Source organism: Nocardioides malaquae (assembly GCF_015070385.1).
Taxonomy (GTDB): domain Bacteria; phylum Actinomycetota; class Actinomycetes; order Propionibacteriales; family Nocardioidaceae; genus Nocardioides; species Nocardioides malaquae.
Genome location: NZ_JADCSA010000008.1, coordinates 60316 through 79708, shown reverse-complemented (window position 1 = coordinate 79708; position 19393 = coordinate 60316). Strand labels below are relative to the sequence as shown.

The window sequence follows — 19393 nt, the reverse complement described above, 5'->3', positions numbered from 1 at the left end:
AGGAAATCACCAGTGCTTATCGCTCAGCGCCCGACCCTGTCGGAAGAGACCGTCGACGAGTTCCGCTCCCGGTTCGTCATCGAGCCCCTCGAGCCCGGCTTCGGTTACACGCTCGGCAACTCGCTGCGTCGCACCCTGCTCTCCTCCATCCCGGGAGCCTCGGTCACCAGCATCAAGATCGACGGCGTCCTGCACGAGTTCTCGACGGTCGACGGTGTCACCGAGGACGTCACCGAGATCATCCTCAACCTGAAGGGTCTGGTCGTCTCCTCCGAGCACGACGAGCCCGTCACGATGTACCTGCGCAAGTCCGGTGCCGGTGACGTCACCGCTGCCGACATCGCCCCGCCCGCGGGTGTTGAGGTGCACAACCCCGACCTCAAGATCGCCACGCTGTCCGACACGGGCAAGCTGGAGATGGAGCTGGTCGTCGAGCGTGGCCGTGGCTACGTCTCCGCCGTGCAGAACAAGGGTGGCGACAACGAGATCGGCCGCATGCCGGTCGACTCGATCTACAGCCCCGTGCTGAAGGTGACCTACAAGGTCGAGGCCACCCGTGTCGAGCAGCGCACCGACTTCGACAAGTTGGTCATCGACGTCGAGACCAAGCCCTCGATCCGTCCCCGCGACGCCATCGCCTCGGCGGGCAAGACCCTCGTCGAGCTCTTCGGCCTGGCCCGCGAGCTCAACGTCGAGGCCGAGGGCATCGACATCGGCCCCTCGCCCGTCGACGAGCAGCTGGCTGCCGACCTCGCTCTGCCGGTCGAGGACCTGCAGCTGACGGTCCGTTCCTACAACTGCCTCAAGCGCGAGGGCATCCACACCGTGGGTGAGCTCATCGGTCGCTCGGAGCAGGACCTGCTCGACATCCGCAACTTCGGCGCGAAGTCGATCGACGAGGTCAAGGCCAAGCTGGTCGAGATGGGCCTCTCCCTCAAGGACAGCGCGCCGGGCTTCGACCCGCACGCCGCCCTCGCTGCCTACTCCGACGACGACGACGCGTCGTACGTCGAGGACGAGCAGTACTGAGACACGCAGCACCCACCCCCCGGCCACGCACCCGTGACCGGGACCATCTACCCGGGTACCTGGTACGGCCCGGGAGAAGCAGGAGCAACACCAGATGCCTACCCCCAAGAAGGGCACCCGCTTCGGCGGCAGCCCGGCGCACCAGCGCCTGATCCTCTCGAACCTGGCCACCCAGCTCTTCGAGAACGGTCGCATCACCACCACCGAGGCCAAGGCTCGCCTCCTCCGCCCCTACGCGGAGAAGCTGATCACCAAGGCCAAGCGCGGTGACCTGCACAACCGTCGCGAGGTCCTCAAGGTCATCCGGGACAAGGGTGTCGTGCACATCCTCTTCACCGAGATCGCCCCGACCTTCGCCGAGCGCCCGGGTGGCTACACCCGCATCACCAAGATCGGCCCCCGCAAGGGAGACAACGCGCCGATGGCCGTGATCGAGCTGGTGACCGAGGCCTACTCCCCGAAGGCTCCGTCGGCCAAGAAGACCGAGGCTGCCGCCCCGGCTCCCGCCGCCGAGGAGACCCCCGCCGAGGAGACCACGGAGGAGACCGCCGAGGCTCCGGCCGAGGAGGCCCCCGCCGAGGAGTCCACCGAGGAGGCCCCCGAGGCCGCCGCGGAGGAGACCGCCGAGGCTCCGGCCGAGGACGCCGAGAAGGCCTGACGCCCAGCGTCTGCAGGGCCCGCCACCCGAGAGGGTGGCGGGCCCTCTGCCATTTCAGACGTTTCCGGGCCAGCTCCGGGGCATGTCCGGCAGCTGTGTCTGAGGCAGCTGTCATCTGCGGCAGCTGGTCAGCCGCGCGGATGGGGCGCCCGACTCAGTCGTGTGCGAGCGCCCTGGGTGCGCCGCGCAGCCGCGTGCCGCCCAGGTCGGCGTTGACGCCAGCTGCGTAGCCGTCGCGCATGCCCGATCCGGAGAGCTCACGGGGTCGGGCGTTCCGCAGGTGCGGGTAGGCCTGCTGGAGCGTCTCGTCCACGGCGGCGCTCCGGTCAGCCAGCACCAGTCCCGTGGAGTGCCCCGAGGTCGCGTCACGAGACGCGGCTCGGGCCTCCGCCTCCTGCTCGGCGCGCTCCAGACGCGCCGAGATCGACATCCTGAAGCCGGCCAGCCACGACCGCCGGAACGCGGCCTTGTGCTCGCCGCGGGGCACGGGCGTACGCGCGAGCCTGGTCGTCGACTGCAGCAGCAGGCTGGTGAAGAGCAGGTCGGCGCGGTCGAGGTCGCTGGTGTGGCCGAAGAGGTGGACCGAGTGGCTGGCGCGGCCGTCGAGGTCGCGGCGGGTGCGCAACACCGCGCGACAGCGCAGGCGGTGGGCCACGGCGCTCAGCAGCTGCGCCTTGTCGTGGGCGTAGGGCGCCTCGAGGTCGACGACCCGGTCAGCCACCCGGTCGCTGCCCGGGTCGTCGGCAGCGAGCAGGGCCGCGTCGATGCCGTGGTCGGCGATGAGCTGCGCGGCCTTGAGCGTGTAGGTCTCCGCCTCCTGGGGCGAGGCGGCAGGGTCCTCGGCCTTGGCCAGCAGCTTGCGGACCTTCTCCAGCATGACGGTCGGCCGTGCCTTCTGCGGGGTCTCTGACTGGGCGTTCACGGGGCCTCCTCGGCGTCGGTGGTGAGGTGCCCGGAGCCTGCCAGTGGCCACCGACACTGATGATGGTCCAACGGCGGCCCCGCGCGCTCAGGGACACCAGTTCGGCTCCCGGCCCACGAAGGCCATGAGGCGCTCGACCGGCCCTGCGTCGTCGTCGACGGGCACGGCCGGTCCGTACTGCCCGGAGGCGCGCAGCACCTCGTCGAGCGGCTCCATGCCCGCCAGCAGCTGGCTGGCGTGCTCCTCGTCGAGCTGCGCCGGCTGTCCGCTCGCCCGGGCCAGGTCCCACGAGTGCATGAAGACGTCGGTGGTGTAGAGCTGGTCGATGACCTCGCCCAGGGTCCCGGCCGGTGCGTGGGGGTGCATGAAGGGCGAGTCGGCCTGCGCGGGGTCGTCGAGCAGTCGCTGCACCGCCGCACGCTGCTCCTGCCACGCCGCGACGGGGTCGTGGACGGCGGAGTGCCGATGCGTCCACCCGTAGGGAGACCCGGAGTGCACGAACGCAGGCAGCCACGTCGTGAGGTGTTCCACGACGCCGCGGGCGGTCCACTCCGGCACGGGGCTGGGCGCACCCCAGTCGGGCACCCCCTCGACCAGGGCGGTGAAGTGGGCCGCGACGGCGGCGTGACGTGCGGCGGGCTGGTGGGGCAGCATCAGCGGGTGTCTCCTTCGGCGAGCAGGTGGTCGAGCTTCTCGTAACCCTCCCGGACCCCGGCCTCCATGCCCGAGGCGAGCATGGAGTCGCGCGCCTCGAAGGAGCCGCACAGCGAGAAGCTGTGCAGCCGGGTGCGGCCGGCGCCGAGGTCGGTGAAGGTCAGCGTCTCCAGGGCGATCGCCTCGGGCCACTCCTCGAAGCAGAAGGTCTGCACCAGCCGGCGTTCACCCACCTCGGGGAACGTGCCGCGGAAGGCGTACTCCTCGCCGTCGCGCCGCTGCACGTAGCGGTAGGAACCCAGGGTGCGGCACTCCCACGCGTCGATGTGGGTCTCGAGGTCGTGCGGCCCGATCCACCGGGCGAAGAACGCGGGGTCGGTGTGGGCCCGCACGACCTGGGCCGGGTCGGCGGCGAAGTCGCGCCAGATGTGGACGGCCGGGACCTGCTCGTCGGCCACGACGGCGGCGACGGGGAAGTGGTCCCCGGGTGGGGTGGCCGGCGGGACGGTGGGCGCCTCGGGCGTCGTCTCGGTGGTGGACGGGCCGTGCTGGGTGGTGCTCATGATGCGGCCCCCGTTCGGGTGGTGCCGGGTGTGGTGTGGCCGCCGGCGTCGGACGTCTCGGCGTCCGCGAGGTCGGCCAGGACGTCGTCGAGCCGGGCGTACCGCTCCTCGACGCGTCGTCGGTGGCGTTCGAGCCACTTGCTGGTCAGGTGGAGCACGTCGGCCTCGAGGCGCACCGGTCGGCGTTGCGCCTCCCGGCCACGGGTCACGAGCCCGGCGGCCTCCAGCACCTTGAGGTGCTTCGCGACGGCCTGGAGGCTCACGTCGTACGCTCCCGCGAGCTCGCTGAGCGTCGCCTCGCCGTCGCTGAGGCGCACGACCATGTCGCGCCGGGTGGGGTCGGCAAGTGCGGCGAAGACCTTGGAGAGCTCGCTGTTGAGCTCGTCGTCGGGGGTCACGTCGTCGGAGTGGGCCACGCGTTCCTCCTCCCGTGCCGGCCGTGAGACCCATCTGCAGCTCAACCTCACGGTTGAAAACCAACGTACGAGCGGGGGCGTTCCGTTGTCAACCACTTGGTTGAGTGGTGGTGGGTGAGACGATGGGGCGGTGCGCATCCGGATCGACCTCGCCTACGACGGCACCGACTTCTCCGGATGGGCGACCCAGCCTCGGCTGAGGACCGTCCAGGGCACCCTGGAGGCAGCGCTGGCCACGGCGCTGCGGGTGCCTCAGGCGCGCGTCGTGGTGGCGGGGCGTACGGACACCGGAGTGCATGCCCGCGGGCAGGTCGCCCACCTCGACGTCGACGGCGACGTGCTCGCTGCCTCCGCGGGTCGCTCCACCGACCCGCCGCTCGACGCGCTGCTGCGCCGGCTCAACGGCATCCTTCCGGCTGACCTGCGCGTGCACGCGCTCAGCGAGGCGCCGGAGGGATTCGACGCCCGCTTCTCCGCCGTCTGGAGGCGCTACGCCTACCGGGTCGCCGACCGACCCGACCTCGTCGACCCGCTGACGCGGCGCCACGTGCTCGCCTGGCCGCGCCCGCTCGACCTCGACGCCATGAACGCCGCGGGCGCCGAGCTGCTCGGGCTGCGCGACTTCGCGTCGTTCTGCAAGAAGCGTGAGGGCGCGACGACCGTACGCACCCTGCTCGCCCTGGAGTGGACGCGCGACGCCGACGGGGTCGCCGCGGGCCGCGTCGTCGCTGACGCCTTCTGCCACAACATGGTGCGCTCGCTGGTCGGCTGCCTGCTCATGGTGGGGGAGGGGCGCCGTCCGGTCGGGTGGGCGGCGGAGGTGATGGCGGCGGCGCGCCGAGACCCGTCGGTGGCCGTCGTGAAGGCGCACGGACTGACCCTGGAGGAGGTCGGCTACCCCGCCGGCGCCGAGCTCCTCGCCCAGGCGGAGCGCGCCCGCGCGCGCCGTATCGTCGACCCCTCGCCGCCCCTGATGGAGAGTGACGCCCGTGACCAGTGAGCCCCTGAACGGTGAGAGCCAGACCGGTGAGACGCAGGAGCCGGCCGACGAGGCCGGTGAGCACTACTTCACCGCTGACCCCGACGCCCCCTTCGCCCGCGAGCCCTTCACCTGCGAGGTGTGGGGCCACGAGTTCGAGCTGGTCAGCGCGCCCGGTGTCTTCAGTCGCGGCCACCTCGACCACGCCACCGCCGTGCTGCTGCGCGAGCTGGACCCGCCGCCGATGGGACAGTTCCTCGACCTCGGCTGCGGCTACGGGCCGATCGGCATCGCGATCGCGAAGGCGGTGCCGCTGGCCCGGGTGATCGGCGTGGACGTCAACGAGCGGGCTCTCAAGCTGGCCAACGAGAATGCGAAGGCCAACAAGGTGGCCGGCACCTTCGCCGCCGTGACGCCCGACCAGGTGCCCAGCGACTACGTCTTCGACGAGATCTGGTCGAACCCCCCGATCCGCATCGGCAAGGAGGCGCTGCACGCGTTGCTGCTGACCTGGCTGCCACGCCTCGCGCCCGGCGGCCGGATGGTGAGCGTCGTCGGCAAGAACCTCGGGGGCGACTCACTGCAGAAGTGGCTGACGGAGCAGGGGTGGCCGACCACCCGGCTCGCCAGCTCGAAGGGCTTCCGGGTGCTGGAGACGCGGCGACCGTGACGGCCGAGCGCATCCTCGTCGTCGGTGGCGACGCCGCCGGCATGTCCGCCGCCCACCAGATGCTGCGCACGGCGCGCCGCACCGGGCGTACGCTCGAGGTGACGGTGCTCGAGGCCGGTCAGTTCACGTCCTACTCGGCGTGCGGCATCCCCTACCTCGTCTCGGGCGAGGTCGACGAGCTCGACGACCTCGTCGCGAGGACGCCCGAGCAGCACCGGGCCGCCGGCATCGACCTGCGCACGGGGCAGCGCGTCACGCGCCTCGACCTGGACGCCCGCGTCGCCGAGGTCGAGGGCGGTGACGACGTCGCCTTCGACCAGGTGGTCGTGGCGACCGGCGCCTGCCCGCGGATGCCGCAGTGGACCCGGTTGCCCGACGGCGCGCCGGTGGGTGGCGTACGCCCGGCCTCGACGCTGGAGGACGCCCGTGCGTGGGCGCAGGAGCTCGCCCCGGGGGAGCGCGTGGTGGTCGCCGGAGGCGGCTACATCGGCGTGGAGATGGTCGAGGCCGCGGTGCGCCGCGGGCTGCAGGTGACCCTGGTGACGCGGTCGCGGGTGCTGAGCACCTTCGCGCCCGAGGTGGGCGCCGAGGTCGCTCGAGGCATGCGCGAAGTCGGGGTCGAGGTGGTCGAGCACGCCGCCGTGACCGACCTCGAGGTCGAGGACGGTCGGGTCGCGGCCGTGCGGCTGAGGGAGCGCTCGGTGCCGACCGACCACGTGGTCGTGGCCCTGGGCGTGGTGCCGGCGACCGACCTGCTGGCCCACACCGACCTGCTCTCCGAGCGCGGGACCCTGCGTCCCGACGAGACCGGACGTGTGGCCCCCGGTGTCTGGGCCGCGGGCGACTGCTGCGAGGTCCGCACCCGCGACGGGGCCTGGACCTACGCCCCGCTGGGCACCCACGCCAACAAGGCGGGGCGCGCGCTCGGCGACCAGGTGGCCGGCGGCGACCTGACCTTCCCGGGCGTGCTCGGCACGGCCATCACGAGGTTCGCGGTGGGTGAGGTGCACCTCGAGGTGGCCCGCACCGGCATCCTCGACCACCAGGTGGCTGCTCCGGTGGATCCGGTCACCGTCGTCACCCGCGGCACGACGGCCAGCGGCTACATGCCCGAAGCGGCGCCGATCACGATCCGGGTGTCGGCCGACCGGGTGTCGCGTCGGCTGCTCTCGGTCGAGGTGGCTGGCGGGCCGGGTGCGGGCAAGCGCGTCGACGCCGCCGCGGCCGTGCTCTGGCTGCGCGGCAGCGTCGACGACCTCGCCTGGATGGACCTGGCCTACGCCCCGCCGGTGGCGACCGCGTGGGAGGTGCTGCAGATCGCGGCCCGCCGGGTCGCCGAGCTCATCGACCAGCCGGGCTGAAACGCTTCAGCTCGGCCTTGGCCAGCGAGTTCTTGTGCACCTCGTCGGGGCCGTCGGCCAGCCGCAGGGTCCGGATGCCGGCGGCCATCATGGCCAGCGGCGTGTCCTGCGAGACCCCGGCGGCGCCGTGGGCCTGGATCGCCCGGTCGACGATCGTCTGCACCACCTGCGGCGTGGCGATCTTGATGGCCTGGATCTCGGTGTGGGCGCCCCGGGTGCCCACGGTGTCCATCAACCACGCGGTCTTGAGCACCAGCAGCCGCAGCTGCTCGATCTCGACCCGCGACTGGGCGATCCAGTCGCGCACCACGCCCTGCTGGGCCAGGGGGCGTCCGAAGGCGACCCGCTCGCTCGCCCGGGTGCACATGAGCTCGACGGCGCGCTCGGCCATGCCGATGGAACGCATGCAGTGGTGGATGCGGCCGGGCCCGAGCCGCGCCTGGGCGATGGCGAAGCCGGCGCCCTCCTCGCCGATGAGGTTCTCGACCGGTACCCGCACGTCGGTGAAGCGGATCTCGGCGTGGCCGCCGTGCTCGTGGTCGTCGTAGCCGAAGACCTCGAGCGGGCGCACGACCTCGACACCGGGGGTGTCGCGGGGCACCAGGATCATCGACTGCTGGCGATGGCGTGAGGCCTCGGGGTCGGTCTTGCCCATCAGGATGAAGACGGCGCAGTCGGGGTTCATCGCGCCGGTGGTCCACCACTTGTGGCCGTTGATGACGTAGTGGTCGCCGTCGCGCACGATCGAGGTCTCGACGTTGGTCGCGTCGGAGGAGGCCACCGCCGGCTCGGTCATCGCGAAGCCGGAGCGGATCTCCCCGGCGAGCAGCGGGGTGAGCCACTGCTCCTTCTGCTCGGGCGTGCCGAAGAGGTGGAGCACCTCCATGTTGCCGGTGTCGGGCGCCGCGCAGTTCATGGCGGCGGGGGCGAGGTTGCCGCTCCGTCCGCTGATCTCCGCGAGGGGGGCGTACTGCACGTTGGTCAGGCCCGCGCCGACGCCGTCGGGGTCGGCGGAGACCGGCAGGAAGAGGTTCCACAGGCCGCGGCGGCGGGCCTCGGCCTGCAGCTCGCCGACGACGGGCGTACGCGTCCATGCGAAGCGGTCGTCGAGCGCGGCGAGCTGGTCGTCGAAGACGGACTCGGCCGGCAGCACGTGGCTGGCCATGAAGTCCTCCATCTCCGAGACCAGGGCCTTGGTGCGGGAGTCGAACGAGAAGTCCATGTCAGTCCTTTCCTTCGGCGGCGCGCAGTCCGGCCGCCAACAGTGGTTCGACGGCTTCGCCGATGTGCTCGAACCCGCCGCCGACGGTCTGACCGGCACTGAACCGGTGGTGGATCCCCTCGAGGATCGCGGCGAGCTTGTAGTGGGCCAGGCCCAGGTGGAACGCCATCGCGCCGGCCAGCGCGTCGGCGTCCAGACCTCGGGCGGCGGCGTAACGGGCGACGATCGCGTCGCTCGACGGATAGCCCGGCGCGGCGCTGGCGTCGCTGACCCCCAGCGCCGGGACGGTCTCGGCGACCCGGTCGTAGACCAGCAGCAGGGCCAGGTCGGTCAGCGGGTCTCCGAGCGTCGACATCTCCCAGTCGACGACGGCCCTTACGGGCTCGGGCTCGCCGGGCACGGCCAGCAGGTTGTCGAGCCGGTAGTCGCCGTGCACGATCGCGCTCGTGCCGTCGTCGGCCGGCACGTGGGCACCCAGGTGGGCCAGGAGGCGGTCGGCGTCGGGCAGCTCGCGGGTCTTCGACCCCTCCATCTGGCGACCCCACCGCTTCACCTGGCGGGCGAGGAAGCCCTCGGGGCGACCGAAGTCCGACAGCCCCACGGCAGCGGGGCCGACGCTGTGCAGGCGCGCCAGCACGTCGACCATCGCGTCGGCCAGGGCGGCGGTGGTCTCAGCGCCCAGGGCCGTGAGCTGTGCCGCGTCGCGGAAGGGGGTGCCCTCCACCTTCTCCATCACGTAGAAGTCGGCTCCGAGCACGGCGTGGTCGTCACACAGGGCCACGGTCTGCGGCACCGGGACGTCGGTGGGCGCCAGCGCCGACATGACCGTGAACTCGCGGCGCATGTCGTGGGCCGTGGCCTGCACGTGACCCAGCGGCGGTCGACGCACGATCCACTCCTGCGTGCCGTCGCCGACGACGTAGGTCAGGTTTGACTTGCCGCCGGCCACCAGGCTCGCGGTCCAGGTGGACCGGTCGGGGGAGGCGTCGGGGTGCTGGGCGCCGAACCACGTCACGAACGCGTCGAGGTCCAACCCGGGCAGGGAGTCGGTCACGGGATCGGTCACGGGATCGGTCACGAGGTCTCCTCGGGGACGGGGACGGGGGCGGTGGCGTCGAGGTGGCCCTGGATGCGGCGCATCCCGGCGAGCCAGCGGTCGGTCTCGCCGGCGCGGTGCCGGTAGTAGTCGCCGACCTCGGGGTGGGGGAGGACGAGGAAGTGGTCGTCAGCCAGCGAGTCGATCCAGGCCTGGGCGACGTCGTCGGGGGTGAGGACCGCGTCGTAGGAGAGCAGCTCCTTCAGCGGCCCTGCCTCCTCGTAGATGCGGGTGCGTACGCCCTGGGGGCAGATCGCCTGGACCGTCACGCCGCGGTGTCCGTAGGTCGCCGACAGCCACTCCGCGAAGGCGACGGCGGCGTGCTTGGTGACCGAGTAGGGGGCGGCGCCGAGCATGGTCAGCAGGCCGGCTGCCGACGCGGTGACCACGAAGCGCCCACCGCCCGACTCCAGCCACGTCGGCACGAGAGCCCGTGCTGCGCGCACGTGGGCCATCACGTTGACCTCCTGCATGGTCGCCCACGCGTGGTCGGGCATCTCCAGCCAGTCGGTCGGCTCACCGGCCACCCGGTCGAGCCCGGCGTTGGCCATGAAGAGGTCGACCCGGCCCAGCGCGGCGGTCGCGGTGGAGAGGAGCTCGCGTACGCCCTCCTCGCTCGCGCAGTCGCCGGGGGCGGCGGTGCCACCGACCTCGTCGGCCACCGCTCGGGCGGCGTCGGCGTCGAGGTCGTTGACCACCACCCGCGCGCCCTCGGCGGCCAGCCGGCGGGCCAGCGCGGCACCGATGCCGTGACCGGCGCCGGTCACGACCGCGCCGCGACCTGCCAGGGCCTGCTGCGCTGCCGTCGGAGCGGACATCACACGCCGCCGGTGAGGGTCAGCCCACCGTCGACCACGAGGGTCTGGCCGGTCATCCACCCGGCGTCGTCGGAGAGCAGGAAGGCCACGACCGCGCCGATGTCCTCGGGCTCCCCGAGGCGCTTGAGCGGGTAGGCCGAGGCGACCTCGTCCTCGCGGCCCTCGTAGAGCGCGCTGGCGAAGCGGGTCTTGACGACTGCGGGAGCGACGCCGTTGACCCGGACGCGCGGCCCGAGCTCCTCGGCGAGCGACTCGGTCAGGCTGATCAGCGTGGCCTTGCTGGCGCCGTACATCGCGATGCCGGGAGCCGGCTTGAGACCGGCCACCGACGACACGTTGACGACCGCGCCGCCGTGCTCCTTCATCCAGGCGTGGTGGGCGGCCTGGACCCAACCGAGGGCGGCGACCGCGTTGGTGTCGAGGATCTTGCGGGCGACGTCGAGGTCGAGGTCGACCAGCGGGCCGTAGGTGGGGTTGATGCCGGTGTTGTTGACCAGCAGGTCGAGGCGGCCGAAGGTCTCCAGGGTGCGGGCGACGACCTCGTCGCGGTGCTCGGGGTCGCCGGCGTTGCCCGCGACGCCCAAGGCGTGGGCGCTGCCGCCCAGGGCCTCGACCGCCTCGGTCAGCGCCTCGGGCTTGCGCGCGGTGACGACCACTTTCGCGCCTTCCTCGACCAGGCGCTGGGCGATGCCCAGGCCGATGCCCCGGCTGGCGCCGGTGACCACGGCGACCTTCCCTGCGAGTCCTCGCACGTTCTCTCCTCCGTCTGGGGACGCCTCCCTCGCCGGACAACCGGGTCGGGTGCGTCACGTTTCGTTGCGCACTGAATGAGCGCTTGCTTACCCTTGCAGGCATGGCAGTCGCAGTCAATGGCCCGCGTACGGGCGAGCAGGGTGTTCCGGGCGCTGACGCGCGTCGTCGTCTCTTCGACGCGGCGGTCGAGGCGTTCGCCTCCCGGGGGTTCCACGGCACCACCACCCGCGACATCGCGACCGCTGCGGGCATGAGCCCCGGCGCCCTCTACGTGCACCACCGCTCCAAGGAGGACCTGCTGCACGCGATCTCGGCGGCGGGTCACGCCGAGGCGTTGGGGATCTGCCGGGCAGCGGTCGAGGCCGGTGCCACCGCGACCGAGCAGCTGGAGCGGCTCGTGGTCGACTTCGGCCGCTTCCACTGCACCCACCACACCCTGGCGCGGATCGTGAACTACGAGATCTCGTCGCTCTCCCCGGAGCACCGGTTCGAGATCGTCGAGCTGCGCCGCCAGATGGACGCCGTCGTGCGCGACATCGTCGTGCGGGGAGTCGAGGCCGGTGAGTTCACCACCGACTCACCCGCGATGACCGCCGCCGCGGTGCTCTCCCTGGGAATCGACATCGCGCGGTGGTATGACGACGGGCGCGGCTGGTCGGCCGACCGCGTGGCCGAGCACTACCGGACGATGGCGCTGCGGATGGTGGGCGCCCCCGAGGCCCCTACCGCCTGAGTCCGGGGACCCGGAAGCGCCTACTGGTCATCCGTCGCTGATCAGTTCGTGTCGGCGTCGGAGCCGAGCGTCAGGGTGACGCTCTGCTCCTCGCCGTCACGGACGTAGGCCACCTCGACCTCGTCACCGGGGCGGTAGCTGCGCACGGTGGCGACGAGGTCGTCGCCACTGTCGATCAGGTCGTCGCCGATGCGCACGATCACGTCCCCGGCCTCCAGGCCGGCCTCGCCCGCGGCGGCGCCGTCGGTGACCTCGCGGACCAGGGCGCCCATCGTGTCGCCCTCACCACTCGAGGCGTCGGTGACGCTGATGCCGAGCCGGGCGTGGGTGGGGGTCTCGCCGGCCGCCATCTGCTCGACGATCGGCAGGATCTCGTCGATGGGGATCGCGAATCCAAGTCCGATCGAGCCGCCCTCGCCCATGCTGGAGGTGGTGCGGATCGAGGAGTTGATGCCCACCACGCTGCCGGTGAGGTCGACCAGCGGTCCACCGGAGTTGCCGGGGTTGATCGCCGCGTCGGTCTGGATGGCGGGGTAGGTCGTCGAGTCACCGGTGGCGTCGTCGCGGCCGACGCTCACCGGACGGTCGAGGGCGCTGACGATCCCGCTGGTGACCGTCGCGTCGAGGCCGAACGGGGAGCCGATGGCCACCACCTGCTGGCCGACCTGCAGGTTGCCCGACTTGCCGATCGTCGCCGGCACGGCGTCGTCGACGCCCTCGGCCTGGATGACCGCGGTGTCGGTGAGGGGATCGCTGCCCAGGATCCGCGCCTCGGCGCGCCGGCCGTCGGCGAAGGAGACGCGCAGGCTGCCGCCGTCGCCGGCGGCGGAGATCACGTGCTCGTTGGTGAGGATCTGGCCGTCGGAGCTCAGCACGATGCCGCTGCCCGACCCCTGGCCGGAGTCGCCCGCGACGTCGATGCGCACCACCGAGGGCAGCACCTCGGCAGCGACGCCCTCGACCGTGCCGGAGTCACCCGACGACGACCCCTGGTCGACGACCGGTGAGGTCGTCACGGACCCACCCGTCGCGGGCGCGGTGTCGTCGTCCATCCAGTCGTAGGCCGCCGCTCCGCCGAGTCCGCCGACCAGGCCCAGGGCCAGCGCCCCGAGGGCGGCCCCGACGCGCCGGCCACGGCGGGGCCGGGGCACGGTCGCGGAGACGGCCGCGCTGCCCTGCGGGGGAGTCTCGGGGGCAGTGCCCCAGGGCTGGCCCAGAGGCGTCGTGCGCTCGACGTCGTCCTCGGCGTGCGGGCGAGCTCCCGGCGTCTCGCCGTAGAACGTGGGCGGCGGGGTCGGACGCTGGCCGGGCTCGTCGGAGTGGGGGCGCTCGTTGCTCATGACTCCACTCTGCCAAGCGACCCTAGGAACACGCTGAGAGCGGGCTGGGGAGCGGTCAAGACTCCTCGCTGCAGCCCGCACGCAGCACCGCCCCGCGCCGACCGAGGTCGGGCACGGGGCGGTGCTGAAGGGCGTACGCCCGGCGGGCGCAGGGCGTACGCCCTCACGGTGCGGGTGGGCTCAGGCCCAGCGCTCCTCGGCGGGCACGAAGTCGAGCGTGCGGGCGCCGGTGTAGATCTGCTTGGGTCGGGCGATCTTCTGGTCGGAGTCGGTGATGAGCTCGTTCCACTGGGCCAGCCAGCCGGGGGTCCGGCCGATGGCGAAGAGCACCGTGAACATCTCCGGCGGGAACTGGAGCGCCTCATAGATGAGGCCCGAGTAGAAGTCCACGTTGGGGTAGAGCTTGCGCTGGACGAAATACTCGTCCTCCAGCGCGATCTTCTCCAGCTCCTGGGCGATCTCGAGCAGCGGGTTGACCCCCGTGACCTCGAAGACGTCGTCGCAGGCCTTCTTGATGATGGTGGCGCGCGGGTCGTAGTTCTTGTAGACCCGGTGGCCGAAGCCCATCAGGCGCTCGTCGCCGTTCTTCACGCCCTCGATGAAGGCGGGGATGTTCTCCTTCGAGCCGATGCGCTTGAGCATCCGCAGGACCGCCTCGTTGGCGCCGCCGTGGAGCGGGCCGTAGAGGGCGCCGATGCCGGCGGCCACCGCGGAGTAGGGGTCGACCTGGGAGGACCCGACGGAGCGGACCGCGTTGGTCGAGCAGTTCTGCTCGTGGTCGGCGTGCAGGATGAGCAGCACGTCGAGGGCCTTCGCCAGGCGCGGGTCGGCGCCGTACTTGGGCTCCGACATCTTGAAGAGCATCGAGAGGAAGTTCTCGGTGTAGCTCAACGCGTTGTCGGGGTAGATGAACGGCTTGCCCTGGGCGTGGCGGAAGGACCAGGCGCCCAGCGTCGGCATCTTCGCGATCATCCGCACCATCTGCATGTGGCGGTTGTCGGGGTCGGAGATGTTGACGGCCTCGGGATAGAACGTCGACAGGGCCCCCACCGACGCCATCAGCATCCCCATCGGGTGGGCGTCGTAGCGGAAGCCCTGGACGAACTCCTTGACGTTCTCGTGCACGAACGTGTGGTACGTGATCTCGTGCACCCACGACTCGTACTGCTCCTTGGTGGGCAGCTCGCCGTGGATCAGCAGGTAGGCCACCTCGAGGAAGGTCGACTTCTCGGCCAGCTGCTCGATGGGGTAGCCCCGGTACTCCAGGATCCCCTTGTCGCCGTCGATGAAGGTGACGGCTGAACGGCACGACGCGGTGTTGACGAACCCCGGGTCGTAGGTGGCGAGCCCGGGCTCGTCCTCCTTGACCCGGATCTGACCCAGGTCCTTCGCGGCGATCGTGTTGTCGGTGATCGCGATCTCGTACTCCACACCGGTCCGGTTGTCCCGTACGGTCAGGGAGTCTGTCGGCTTGGCCGCTACGTCGGTCACGTCGGCTCCTTGCTTCGCAGTCTGCGCAATTGTGTTTGTCCTCACCAATTTAGTGTGGGCATGTTCGTGAGAGCCACCGGGGGCGGCAGAACGCGTTGATTTGTGGACCGCCTGCGCGCCTGCGTACACTCGTGCGTCGCGACTCCTGCCGCGCTCGCTGCTGCCCCTCGGGTGCCCAGCGGGTGCAGATCCGGACACCTCGCCCCGTCCACGGGGCGGGCAAGCCGGGCCGTGTTCGTCAGAAGCCGCAGCTCCACCACCTGGCCGGACGCCTCCGGACAGGCCCTACGAACGAGAAGGTTCTCGCCGTGCGCACGTACAGCCCGAAGCCCGCTGACATTCAGCGCGAGTGGCACGTCATCGACGCCACCGACGTGGTCCTCGGACGCCTCGCCGTCCAGACCGCCAACCTCCTGCGGGGCAAGCACAAGCCGATGTTCGCCCCCCACGTCGACACCGGTGACTTCGTCATCATCGTCAACGCAGAGAAGATCGCCCTCTCCGGCAGCAAGAAGACCACCAAGATGGCCTACCGCCACTCCGGCTACCCGGGCGGTCTCACCGCCACGCCGTTCGGCGAGCTGCTCGAGAAGGACGCCCGCAAGGCGATCGAGAAGGCTGTGTGGGGCATGCTCCCCAAGAACCGCCTTGGCCGCCAGATGCTCAAGAAGCTCAAGGTCTACGCAGGCCCCCAGCACCCGCACCAGGCCCAGCAGGCCAAGCCGTTCGAGATCTCCCAGGTCTCGCAGTAATCTCCAAGGACGAGTGAGGACTTACCGTGGCTGAGACCACCGAGAACACCCAGAACGAGGTCGAGGAGACCTTCGAGACCAACGCCGAGGGCGTTGCCTACAGCTCCGAGTCCGCCCCTTCGGCCGACGCGCCGCTGAAGGCCGCGACCATCGCCCCCGCCGCGGCCACCGGCCGTCGCAAGGAGGCCGTGGCCCGTGTCCGCATCGTGCCGGGCACCGGTGTGTGGACCATCAACGGTCGCACCATCGAGGACTACTTCCCCAACAAGCTGCACCAGCAGGTCGTCAACGAGCCCTTCGTGACCACCGAGCTCGAGGGCCGCTTCGACGTCATCGCCCGCATCCACGGCGGCGGCATCACCGGTCAGGCCGGCGCCCTGCGCCTCGGTGTGGCGCGTGCGCTCAACGCCGTCGACCTCGAGGCCAACCGCGCGGTGCTGAAGTCCGCCGGACTGCTGACGCGCGACGCCCGCGTGATCGAGCGCAAGAAGGCCGGTCTCAAGAAGGCCCGCAAGGCGCCCCAGTTCAGCAAGCGCTGACCCAGGCCCCTCGCGACACCCCGTCGCTGCACCCCGTCACCGGGGGCAGCCACGGGGTGTCGTGCTTTCCGGGCCGCGTGGCCGCGGTTCGGAGTCGTCGCCGGTCTCCACTAGGGTGCGATGCCATGTCTCGACTCTTCGGAACCGACGGTGTCCGTGGCCTGGCCAACGGCAAGCTGACAGCGGAGCTCGCGCTCGACCTGGCGGTCGCCGCAGCCCACGTGCTGGCCGACCGCGGGGAGTTCGCCGGGCACCGTCCGACGGCCGTCGTGGGACGCGACACCCGCATCTCCGGTCAGTTCCTCGAGGCAGCCGTGGTGGCGGGCCTGGCGTCCGCCGGCGTCGACGTCGTCCTCGTGGGCGTCCTGCCGACGCCCGGAGTCGCCCACCTGACCGGTGCCCTGGGCGCCGACCTCGGCGTCATGCTCTCGGCCTCGCACAACGCCATGCCCGACAACGGCATCAAGTTCCTGGCGCGCGGTGGCAAGAAGCTCGAGGACGCCGTCGAGATCGCCATCGAGCAGCGCCTCGGTGAGCCCTGGGAGCGGCCCACCGGTGCCGACGTCGGTCGCGTCAGCGTGCACCCGAGCGCCGTCGACGACTACGCCGCCCACCTCGTCAGCACCATCGAGAAGCCCCTCGAGGGCCTCACCGTCGTGCTCGACTGTGCCGAGGGCGCGGCCTCCGTCTCTGCCCCGAAGGCGCTCGCCGACGCCGGCGCCACGGTGATCGCCATCCACGCCGAGCCCGACGGCACCAACATCAACGAGGGCTGCGGCTCCACCCACCTGACCGACCTGCAGCAGGCCGTCGTCGCGCACGGCGCCGACGCCGGCTTCGCGCTCGACGGTGACGCCGACCGGTGCCTGGCCGTGGCCGCCGACGGCGAGGTCATCGACGGTGACCAGATCCTCGCGATCCTGGCCCTCGCCCTGGAGGCCAACGGCAAGCTGGCCAAGGACACCGTCGTCGTGACCGTCATGAGCAACCTGGGCTTCGTGCAGGCCATGAAGGCGCACGGCATCGGGGTGCGCCAGACCAAGGTCGGCGACCGCTACGTGCTCGAGGCCATGAACATCTCCGGCTACAGCCTGGGCGGCGAGCAGTCGGGCCACGTGATCCTCTCCGACCACGCCACCACCGGCGACGGCACCCTCACCGCGCTGCACGTGCTGGAGCGCATGGCGACGACCGGTCTCTCCCTCAAGGAGCTCGGGGCCGTGATGGAGAAGCTGCCCCAGGTGCTCGTCAACGTGCCCGACGTCGACAAGGCGCGCGCCGACGAGGACGCGGTCGTGGCTGCCGCGATCGCGGAGGAGGAGGCCCTCCTGGGTGAGCGCGGCCGCATCCTGCTGCGCCCCTCGGGCACCGAGCCCCTGGTCCGGGTGATGGTGGAGGCGCCCACCGCCATCGAGGCCGAGGCCGTCGCCGCCCGGCTCGCCACCGTGGTGAAGGAGCAGCTCGCGCTCTGAGGGGCACCGCCCCGGTCGAGTAGCCGGGCTCTGCCGGCGCCCCGGCGGCTCTGCCATGGTGGGGCGATGGCCACCCTTGACAGCCCCTCCGGTCCGACCGTCGTGCACGTTCGGCGCTCTCCGCGCCGCGTGGCCTGGGGGAGCGTCCTCGCGGTGGTCCTGTCCGTCGTCGTGTGGGTCAGCGGGACGTGGCTTCTCGACGCCTCGTCGCTGGGTTCGGGCGATGGTCTCTTCGGCTACAACTTCGCAGCGGCGATCTACTCAGCGTTCGTCGGTGTGCCGCTCCATGGACTGGTCGCCCTCTTCTCGGGTGGCAGCGGCGGGGACGCGGTCTTCGCCCTCGTCACCATCGCCTCGGCCGGGGTTCTCCTCGCGCCGGGCTGGTTCGCGTGGGACGTGCTGGCGGGCCGCTGACGTGACGCACCCGTGGCCCGTACGCGTGTGCGTACGGGCTGTGGGTGGGGTTGCGGTCAGGCTGTGGGTGCGGCGTTCGGAGTCGCGACGCGTGGAGGTGGCACGACTGGCGCCGTGACGGGTGGTGGTTCGCCGTCCGGCCTCCGGGTGAGGTCGTGCGTGCCGTGTTGGTCGCGGCGGAAGCGCTGGCCGTGGGGGCTGGTCCACTCGAACACCCCGCTGGCGGGTGAGGTGAGTCGCCAACCGGTGTGGGTCTTCAACCGGTGGTGACTGCGACAGAGGGCGGCCAAGTTGTCTGTCCCGGTCGGCCCTGGCTGTGGCCGGCCTTCTCCGCCTGCGTCGTGGTCGAACGGTTCGACGTGGTCGAGATCGCAACTTCTGGCTGGTCTCGTGCACCACGGGAAGACGCAGGTGCGGTCCCGAAGAAGCACTTGGCGTCGGAGCCGTTCGGTCGGTTCGTACCGGTTGGTGGTGATCTGTTCGTTGAGGTCGATGACCGGCAGGATCCGCACCTCGGTGTGCGTGCCCCGCACCCACGACCGGACCTGCGACAGCAGGGCCAGCTTCTGGCCGTTCTCGAGCAACCCGATCGGGTTGATGCCGGTGGTGCCGTCGGGCTGGACCTCGGCGGTGAAGTGCAGGTGCAGGTCGACCCGACGGGCCTTCCGTGCGGCCGCCTCGGCCGAGTCCTGCTCGGGGTCGGCGTCCGCACCGACCAGGTCGAGCGAAGTCTGTTGGCGTGCCAGCTCACCCAGGGCCATCGAGCGGCGCACGTCGAGTGACGCGGTGGAGCCACCGGCCTTGAGTGCCGCCGCCCCAGCAGCAAGCGCCTGGGCCAGGTCGTGCCCGTCAGCGTTCGAGACCTCGGCCTCGATGCGCATCGCGCCGGCGAAGGGTCCGACCGGGGTGTGGATGTGCACGAACCGGCCGTCGTTGTCTGCGTCGAGTGGCTGCTCTTGGGCCGCCAGGCCGTAGAGCTCGATCGCCTGCGCGACGATGCGCTCCATCTGCGCGCGACCGATCTTCTCCAGGAACGGCGCCACCTGCGCGTCGATCCAGGCCATCGCCTCCGGCGTCAGGGCCGGGTCGCAGTGAATCGTGGCCTCGGCCACCTGCTTGGCCCGCCAGACCGGCACCAAGCCGGACTGGACCCGCTTCCACACCCGCGGCAGGCGGTGGACCATCTCGATCGCCTGGCCGATGAGCTTCTTCGCCGCATCCGTCGAGACCCCGAGCGCAGCACCCAGCTCGGGGATGCAGAACTCCGCCACCAACGGCGTGCCGTCACCGGAGATCGGCTCATCACCCAACGGGTGGTGGAACGTGGCCGCGTTCCAACCGTCCTCGTCCGCGGGGTGGGCGACCGCCCACTCGTACGCGACCGCCAACAGGTTCGCCTCTGCCCGCCGCGACGCCGCCTCCTCCCGCCGCGCAGCACCAAGCAGCTCCGCAGCGGTCAGGTCACCCAGCTCGGGGGCGGCAGTGGCGGTGGCTTCCATGACTCAACCCAA

General features: G+C 71.4%; 21 protein-coding genes. 10 read left to right on the top strand and 11 right to left on the bottom strand.

The genetic code is table 11. The features are described from left to right. The first annotated feature begins 12 nt into the window (after positions 1-12). A complete protein-coding gene (locus IEQ44_RS09810; protein WP_193638284.1) occupies positions 13-1029 on the top strand; it encodes a DNA-directed RNA polymerase subunit alpha in 1017 nt (338 codons plus the stop codon). Positions 1030-1123: 94 nt separating this feature from the next. Further along, the gene (rplQ, locus tag IEQ44_RS09805; protein ID WP_193638283.1) at positions 1124-1687 is read left to right on the top strand and encodes a 50S ribosomal protein L17; all 564 of its coding nucleotides are present in this window, start codon (positions 1124-1126) and stop codon (positions 1685-1687) included. A gap of 154 nt (positions 1688-1841) precedes the next feature. On the opposite strand, the gene IEQ44_RS09800 is transcribed toward rplQ, so the two are convergent. The 4 genes from IEQ44_RS09800 to IEQ44_RS16955 all read right to left on the bottom strand — a co-directional run bounded on the left by IEQ44_RS09800 (position 1842) and on the right by IEQ44_RS16955 (position 4242). After that, positions 1842-2609: a DUF2786 domain-containing protein gene (locus IEQ44_RS09800; RefSeq protein ID WP_319804601.1), complete on the bottom strand. Its 768-nt coding sequence runs from the start codon at positions 2607-2609 to the stop codon at positions 1842-1844. A gap of 87 nt (positions 2610-2696) precedes the next feature. After that, entirely contained in the window at positions 2697-3263 is a 567-nt protein-coding gene (locus IEQ44_RS09795; RefSeq protein ID WP_193638282.1) for a TIGR03086 family metal-binding protein, read from the bottom strand. Beyond that, the gene (locus tag IEQ44_RS09790) at positions 3263-3826 is read right to left on the bottom strand and encodes an SRPBCC domain-containing protein (protein ID WP_193638281.1); all 564 of its coding nucleotides are present in this window, start codon (positions 3824-3826) and stop codon (positions 3263-3265) included. Before IEQ44_RS09790 ends, IEQ44_RS09795 begins: the two co-directional genes overlap by 1 nt. After that, positions 3823-4242: an ArsR/SmtB family transcription factor gene (locus IEQ44_RS16955; protein WP_319804600.1), complete on the bottom strand. Its 420-nt coding sequence runs from the start codon at positions 4240-4242 to the stop codon at positions 3823-3825. Before IEQ44_RS16955 ends, IEQ44_RS09790 begins: the two co-directional genes overlap by 4 nt. Positions 4243-4372: 130 nt before the next feature. Here IEQ44_RS16955 and truA point away from each other — a divergent pair, with 130 nt between their 5' ends. Genes truA through IEQ44_RS09770 form a run of 3 tightly spaced genes read left to right on the top strand, consistent with a single transcriptional unit; the run spans position 4373 to position 7252 of the window. Further along, positions 4373-5242 carry a tRNA pseudouridine(38-40) synthase TruA gene (gene truA / locus IEQ44_RS09780; protein ID WP_193638279.1) on the top strand — a complete coding sequence of 290 codons (870 nt, stop codon included), beginning with the start codon at positions 4373-4375 and terminating at the stop codon, positions 5240-5242. Between the two features lie 4 nt (positions 5243-5246). Further along, positions 5247-5891 (top strand): class I SAM-dependent methyltransferase, encoded by a 645-nt coding sequence (locus tag IEQ44_RS09775; RefSeq protein ID WP_193638370.1) that lies wholly within the window; start codon positions 5247-5249, stop codon positions 5889-5891. Then, positions 5810-7252 (top strand): FAD-dependent oxidoreductase, encoded by a 1443-nt coding sequence (locus tag IEQ44_RS09770; protein WP_319804598.1) that lies wholly within the window; start codon positions 5810-5812, stop codon positions 7250-7252. The genes IEQ44_RS09775 and IEQ44_RS09770 overlap by 82 nt, the downstream gene beginning before the upstream one ends. On the opposite strand, the gene IEQ44_RS09765 is transcribed toward IEQ44_RS09770, so the two are convergent. Genes IEQ44_RS09765 through IEQ44_RS09750 form a run of 4 tightly spaced genes read right to left on the bottom strand, consistent with a single transcriptional unit; the run spans position 7233 to position 11140 of the window. Then, a complete protein-coding gene (locus IEQ44_RS09765) occupies positions 7233-8474 on the bottom strand; it encodes an acyl-CoA dehydrogenase family protein (RefSeq protein WP_193638278.1) in 1242 nt (413 codons plus the stop codon). The two genes, IEQ44_RS09770 and IEQ44_RS09765, sit on opposite strands and share 20 nt — an antisense overlap. Position 8475: 1 nt before the next feature. Then, on the bottom strand, positions 8476-9552 hold the full coding sequence (locus IEQ44_RS09760) for a phosphotransferase family protein (protein ID WP_319804597.1): 1077 nt from the start codon (positions 9550-9552) through the stop codon (positions 8476-8478). Then, positions 9549-10388: an SDR family oxidoreductase gene (locus IEQ44_RS09755; RefSeq protein WP_193638277.1), complete on the bottom strand. Its 840-nt coding sequence runs from the start codon at positions 10386-10388 to the stop codon at positions 9549-9551. The genes IEQ44_RS09760 and IEQ44_RS09755 overlap by 4 nt, the downstream gene beginning before the upstream one ends. After that, on the bottom strand, positions 10388-11140 hold the full coding sequence (locus IEQ44_RS09750) for an SDR family oxidoreductase (RefSeq protein ID WP_193638276.1): 753 nt from the start codon (positions 11138-11140) through the stop codon (positions 10388-10390). The genes IEQ44_RS09755 and IEQ44_RS09750 overlap by 1 nt, the downstream gene beginning before the upstream one ends. A 101-nt stretch (positions 11141-11241) precedes the next feature. Between IEQ44_RS09750 and IEQ44_RS09745 the strand changes: the two genes are divergently transcribed. Next, positions 11242-11874 (top strand): TetR/AcrR family transcriptional regulator, encoded by a 633-nt coding sequence (locus tag IEQ44_RS09745; RefSeq protein ID WP_193638275.1) that lies wholly within the window; start codon positions 11242-11244, stop codon positions 11872-11874. A 41-nt stretch (positions 11875-11915) separates the two neighbouring features. Here IEQ44_RS09745 and IEQ44_RS09740 read toward each other — a convergent pair whose 3' ends face one another. Beyond that, positions 11916-13214: a S1C family serine protease gene (locus tag IEQ44_RS09740; protein WP_193638274.1), complete on the bottom strand. Its 1299-nt coding sequence runs from the start codon at positions 13212-13214 to the stop codon at positions 11916-11918. A 180-nt stretch (positions 13215-13394) separates the two neighbouring features. Next, a complete protein-coding gene (locus IEQ44_RS09735; protein ID WP_193638273.1) occupies positions 13395-14705 on the bottom strand; it encodes a citrate synthase in 1311 nt (436 codons plus the stop codon). 308 nt (positions 14706-15013) lie between these two features. Between IEQ44_RS09735 and rplM the strand changes: the two genes are divergently transcribed. The 4 genes from rplM (at position 15014) to IEQ44_RS09715 (ending at position 17882) form a co-directional block, all read left to right on the top strand. Continuing rightward, positions 15014-15457, top strand: a complete 444-nt coding sequence (gene rplM, locus IEQ44_RS09730; RefSeq protein WP_193638367.1) for a 50S ribosomal protein L13 — start codon at positions 15014-15016, stop codon at positions 15455-15457. Between the two features lie 26 nt (positions 15458-15483). Then, on the top strand, positions 15484-15996 hold the full coding sequence (rpsI, locus tag IEQ44_RS09725) for a 30S ribosomal protein S9 (protein ID WP_193638272.1): 513 nt from the start codon (positions 15484-15486) through the stop codon (positions 15994-15996). Between the two features lie 125 nt (positions 15997-16121). Further along, positions 16122-17468 carry a phosphoglucosamine mutase gene (gene glmM, locus IEQ44_RS09720; protein ID WP_193638271.1) on the top strand — a complete coding sequence of 449 codons (1347 nt, stop codon included), beginning with the start codon at positions 16122-16124 and terminating at the stop codon, positions 17466-17468. A 66-nt stretch (positions 17469-17534) separates the two neighbouring features. Then, positions 17535-17882, top strand: coding sequence for a hypothetical protein (locus tag IEQ44_RS09715; RefSeq protein WP_193638270.1), 348 nt, complete (start codon positions 17535-17537; stop codon positions 17880-17882). Positions 17883-17938: 56 nt separating this feature from the next. Here the strand turns inward: IEQ44_RS09715 and IEQ44_RS09710 are convergent, their stop codons facing one another. Next, entirely contained in the window at positions 17939-19381 is a 1443-nt protein-coding gene (locus IEQ44_RS09710) for an HNH endonuclease signature motif containing protein (RefSeq protein ID WP_193638269.1), read from the bottom strand. Positions 19382-19393 lie beyond the last annotated feature (12 nt).

What these genes read in the sequence shown, in the direction of transcription:
- IEQ44_RS09790 (WP_193638281.1), bottom strand. Translation starts at nt 3,826, where the DNA reads ATGAGCACCACCCAGCACGGCCCGTCCACCACCGAGACGACGCCCGAG.
- IEQ44_RS09740 (WP_193638274.1), bottom strand. Translation starts at nt 13,214, where the DNA reads ATGAGCAACGAGCGCCCCCACTCCGACGAGCCCGGCCAGCGTCCGACC.
- IEQ44_RS09745 (WP_193638275.1), top strand. Translation starts at nt 11,242, where the DNA reads ATGGCAGTCGCAGTCAATGGCCCGCGTACGGGCGAGCAGGGTGTTCCG.
- IEQ44_RS09715 (WP_193638270.1), top strand. Translation starts at nt 17,535, where the DNA reads ATGGCCACCCTTGACAGCCCCTCCGGTCCGACCGTCGTGCACGTTCGG.
- rplQ (WP_193638283.1), top strand. Translation starts at nt 1,124, where the DNA reads ATGCCTACCCCCAAGAAGGGCACCCGCTTCGGCGGCAGCCCGGCGCAC.
- IEQ44_RS09710 (WP_193638269.1), bottom strand. Translation starts at nt 19,381, where the DNA reads ATGGAAGCCACCGCCACTGCCGCCCCCGAGCTGGGTGACCTGACCGCT.
- IEQ44_RS09795 (WP_193638282.1), bottom strand. Translation starts at nt 3,263, where the DNA reads ATGCTGCCCCACCAGCCCGCCGCACGTCACGCCGCCGTCGCGGCCCAC.
- glmM (WP_193638271.1), top strand. Translation starts at nt 16,122, where the DNA reads ATGTCTCGACTCTTCGGAACCGACGGTGTCCGTGGCCTGGCCAACGGC.
- IEQ44_RS09755 (WP_193638277.1), bottom strand. Translation starts at nt 10,388, where the DNA reads ATGTCCGCTCCGACGGCAGCGCAGCAGGCCCTGGCAGGTCGCGGCGCG.
- IEQ44_RS09765 (WP_193638278.1), bottom strand. Translation starts at nt 8,474, where the DNA reads ATGGACTTCTCGTTCGACTCCCGCACCAAGGCCCTGGTCTCGGAGATG.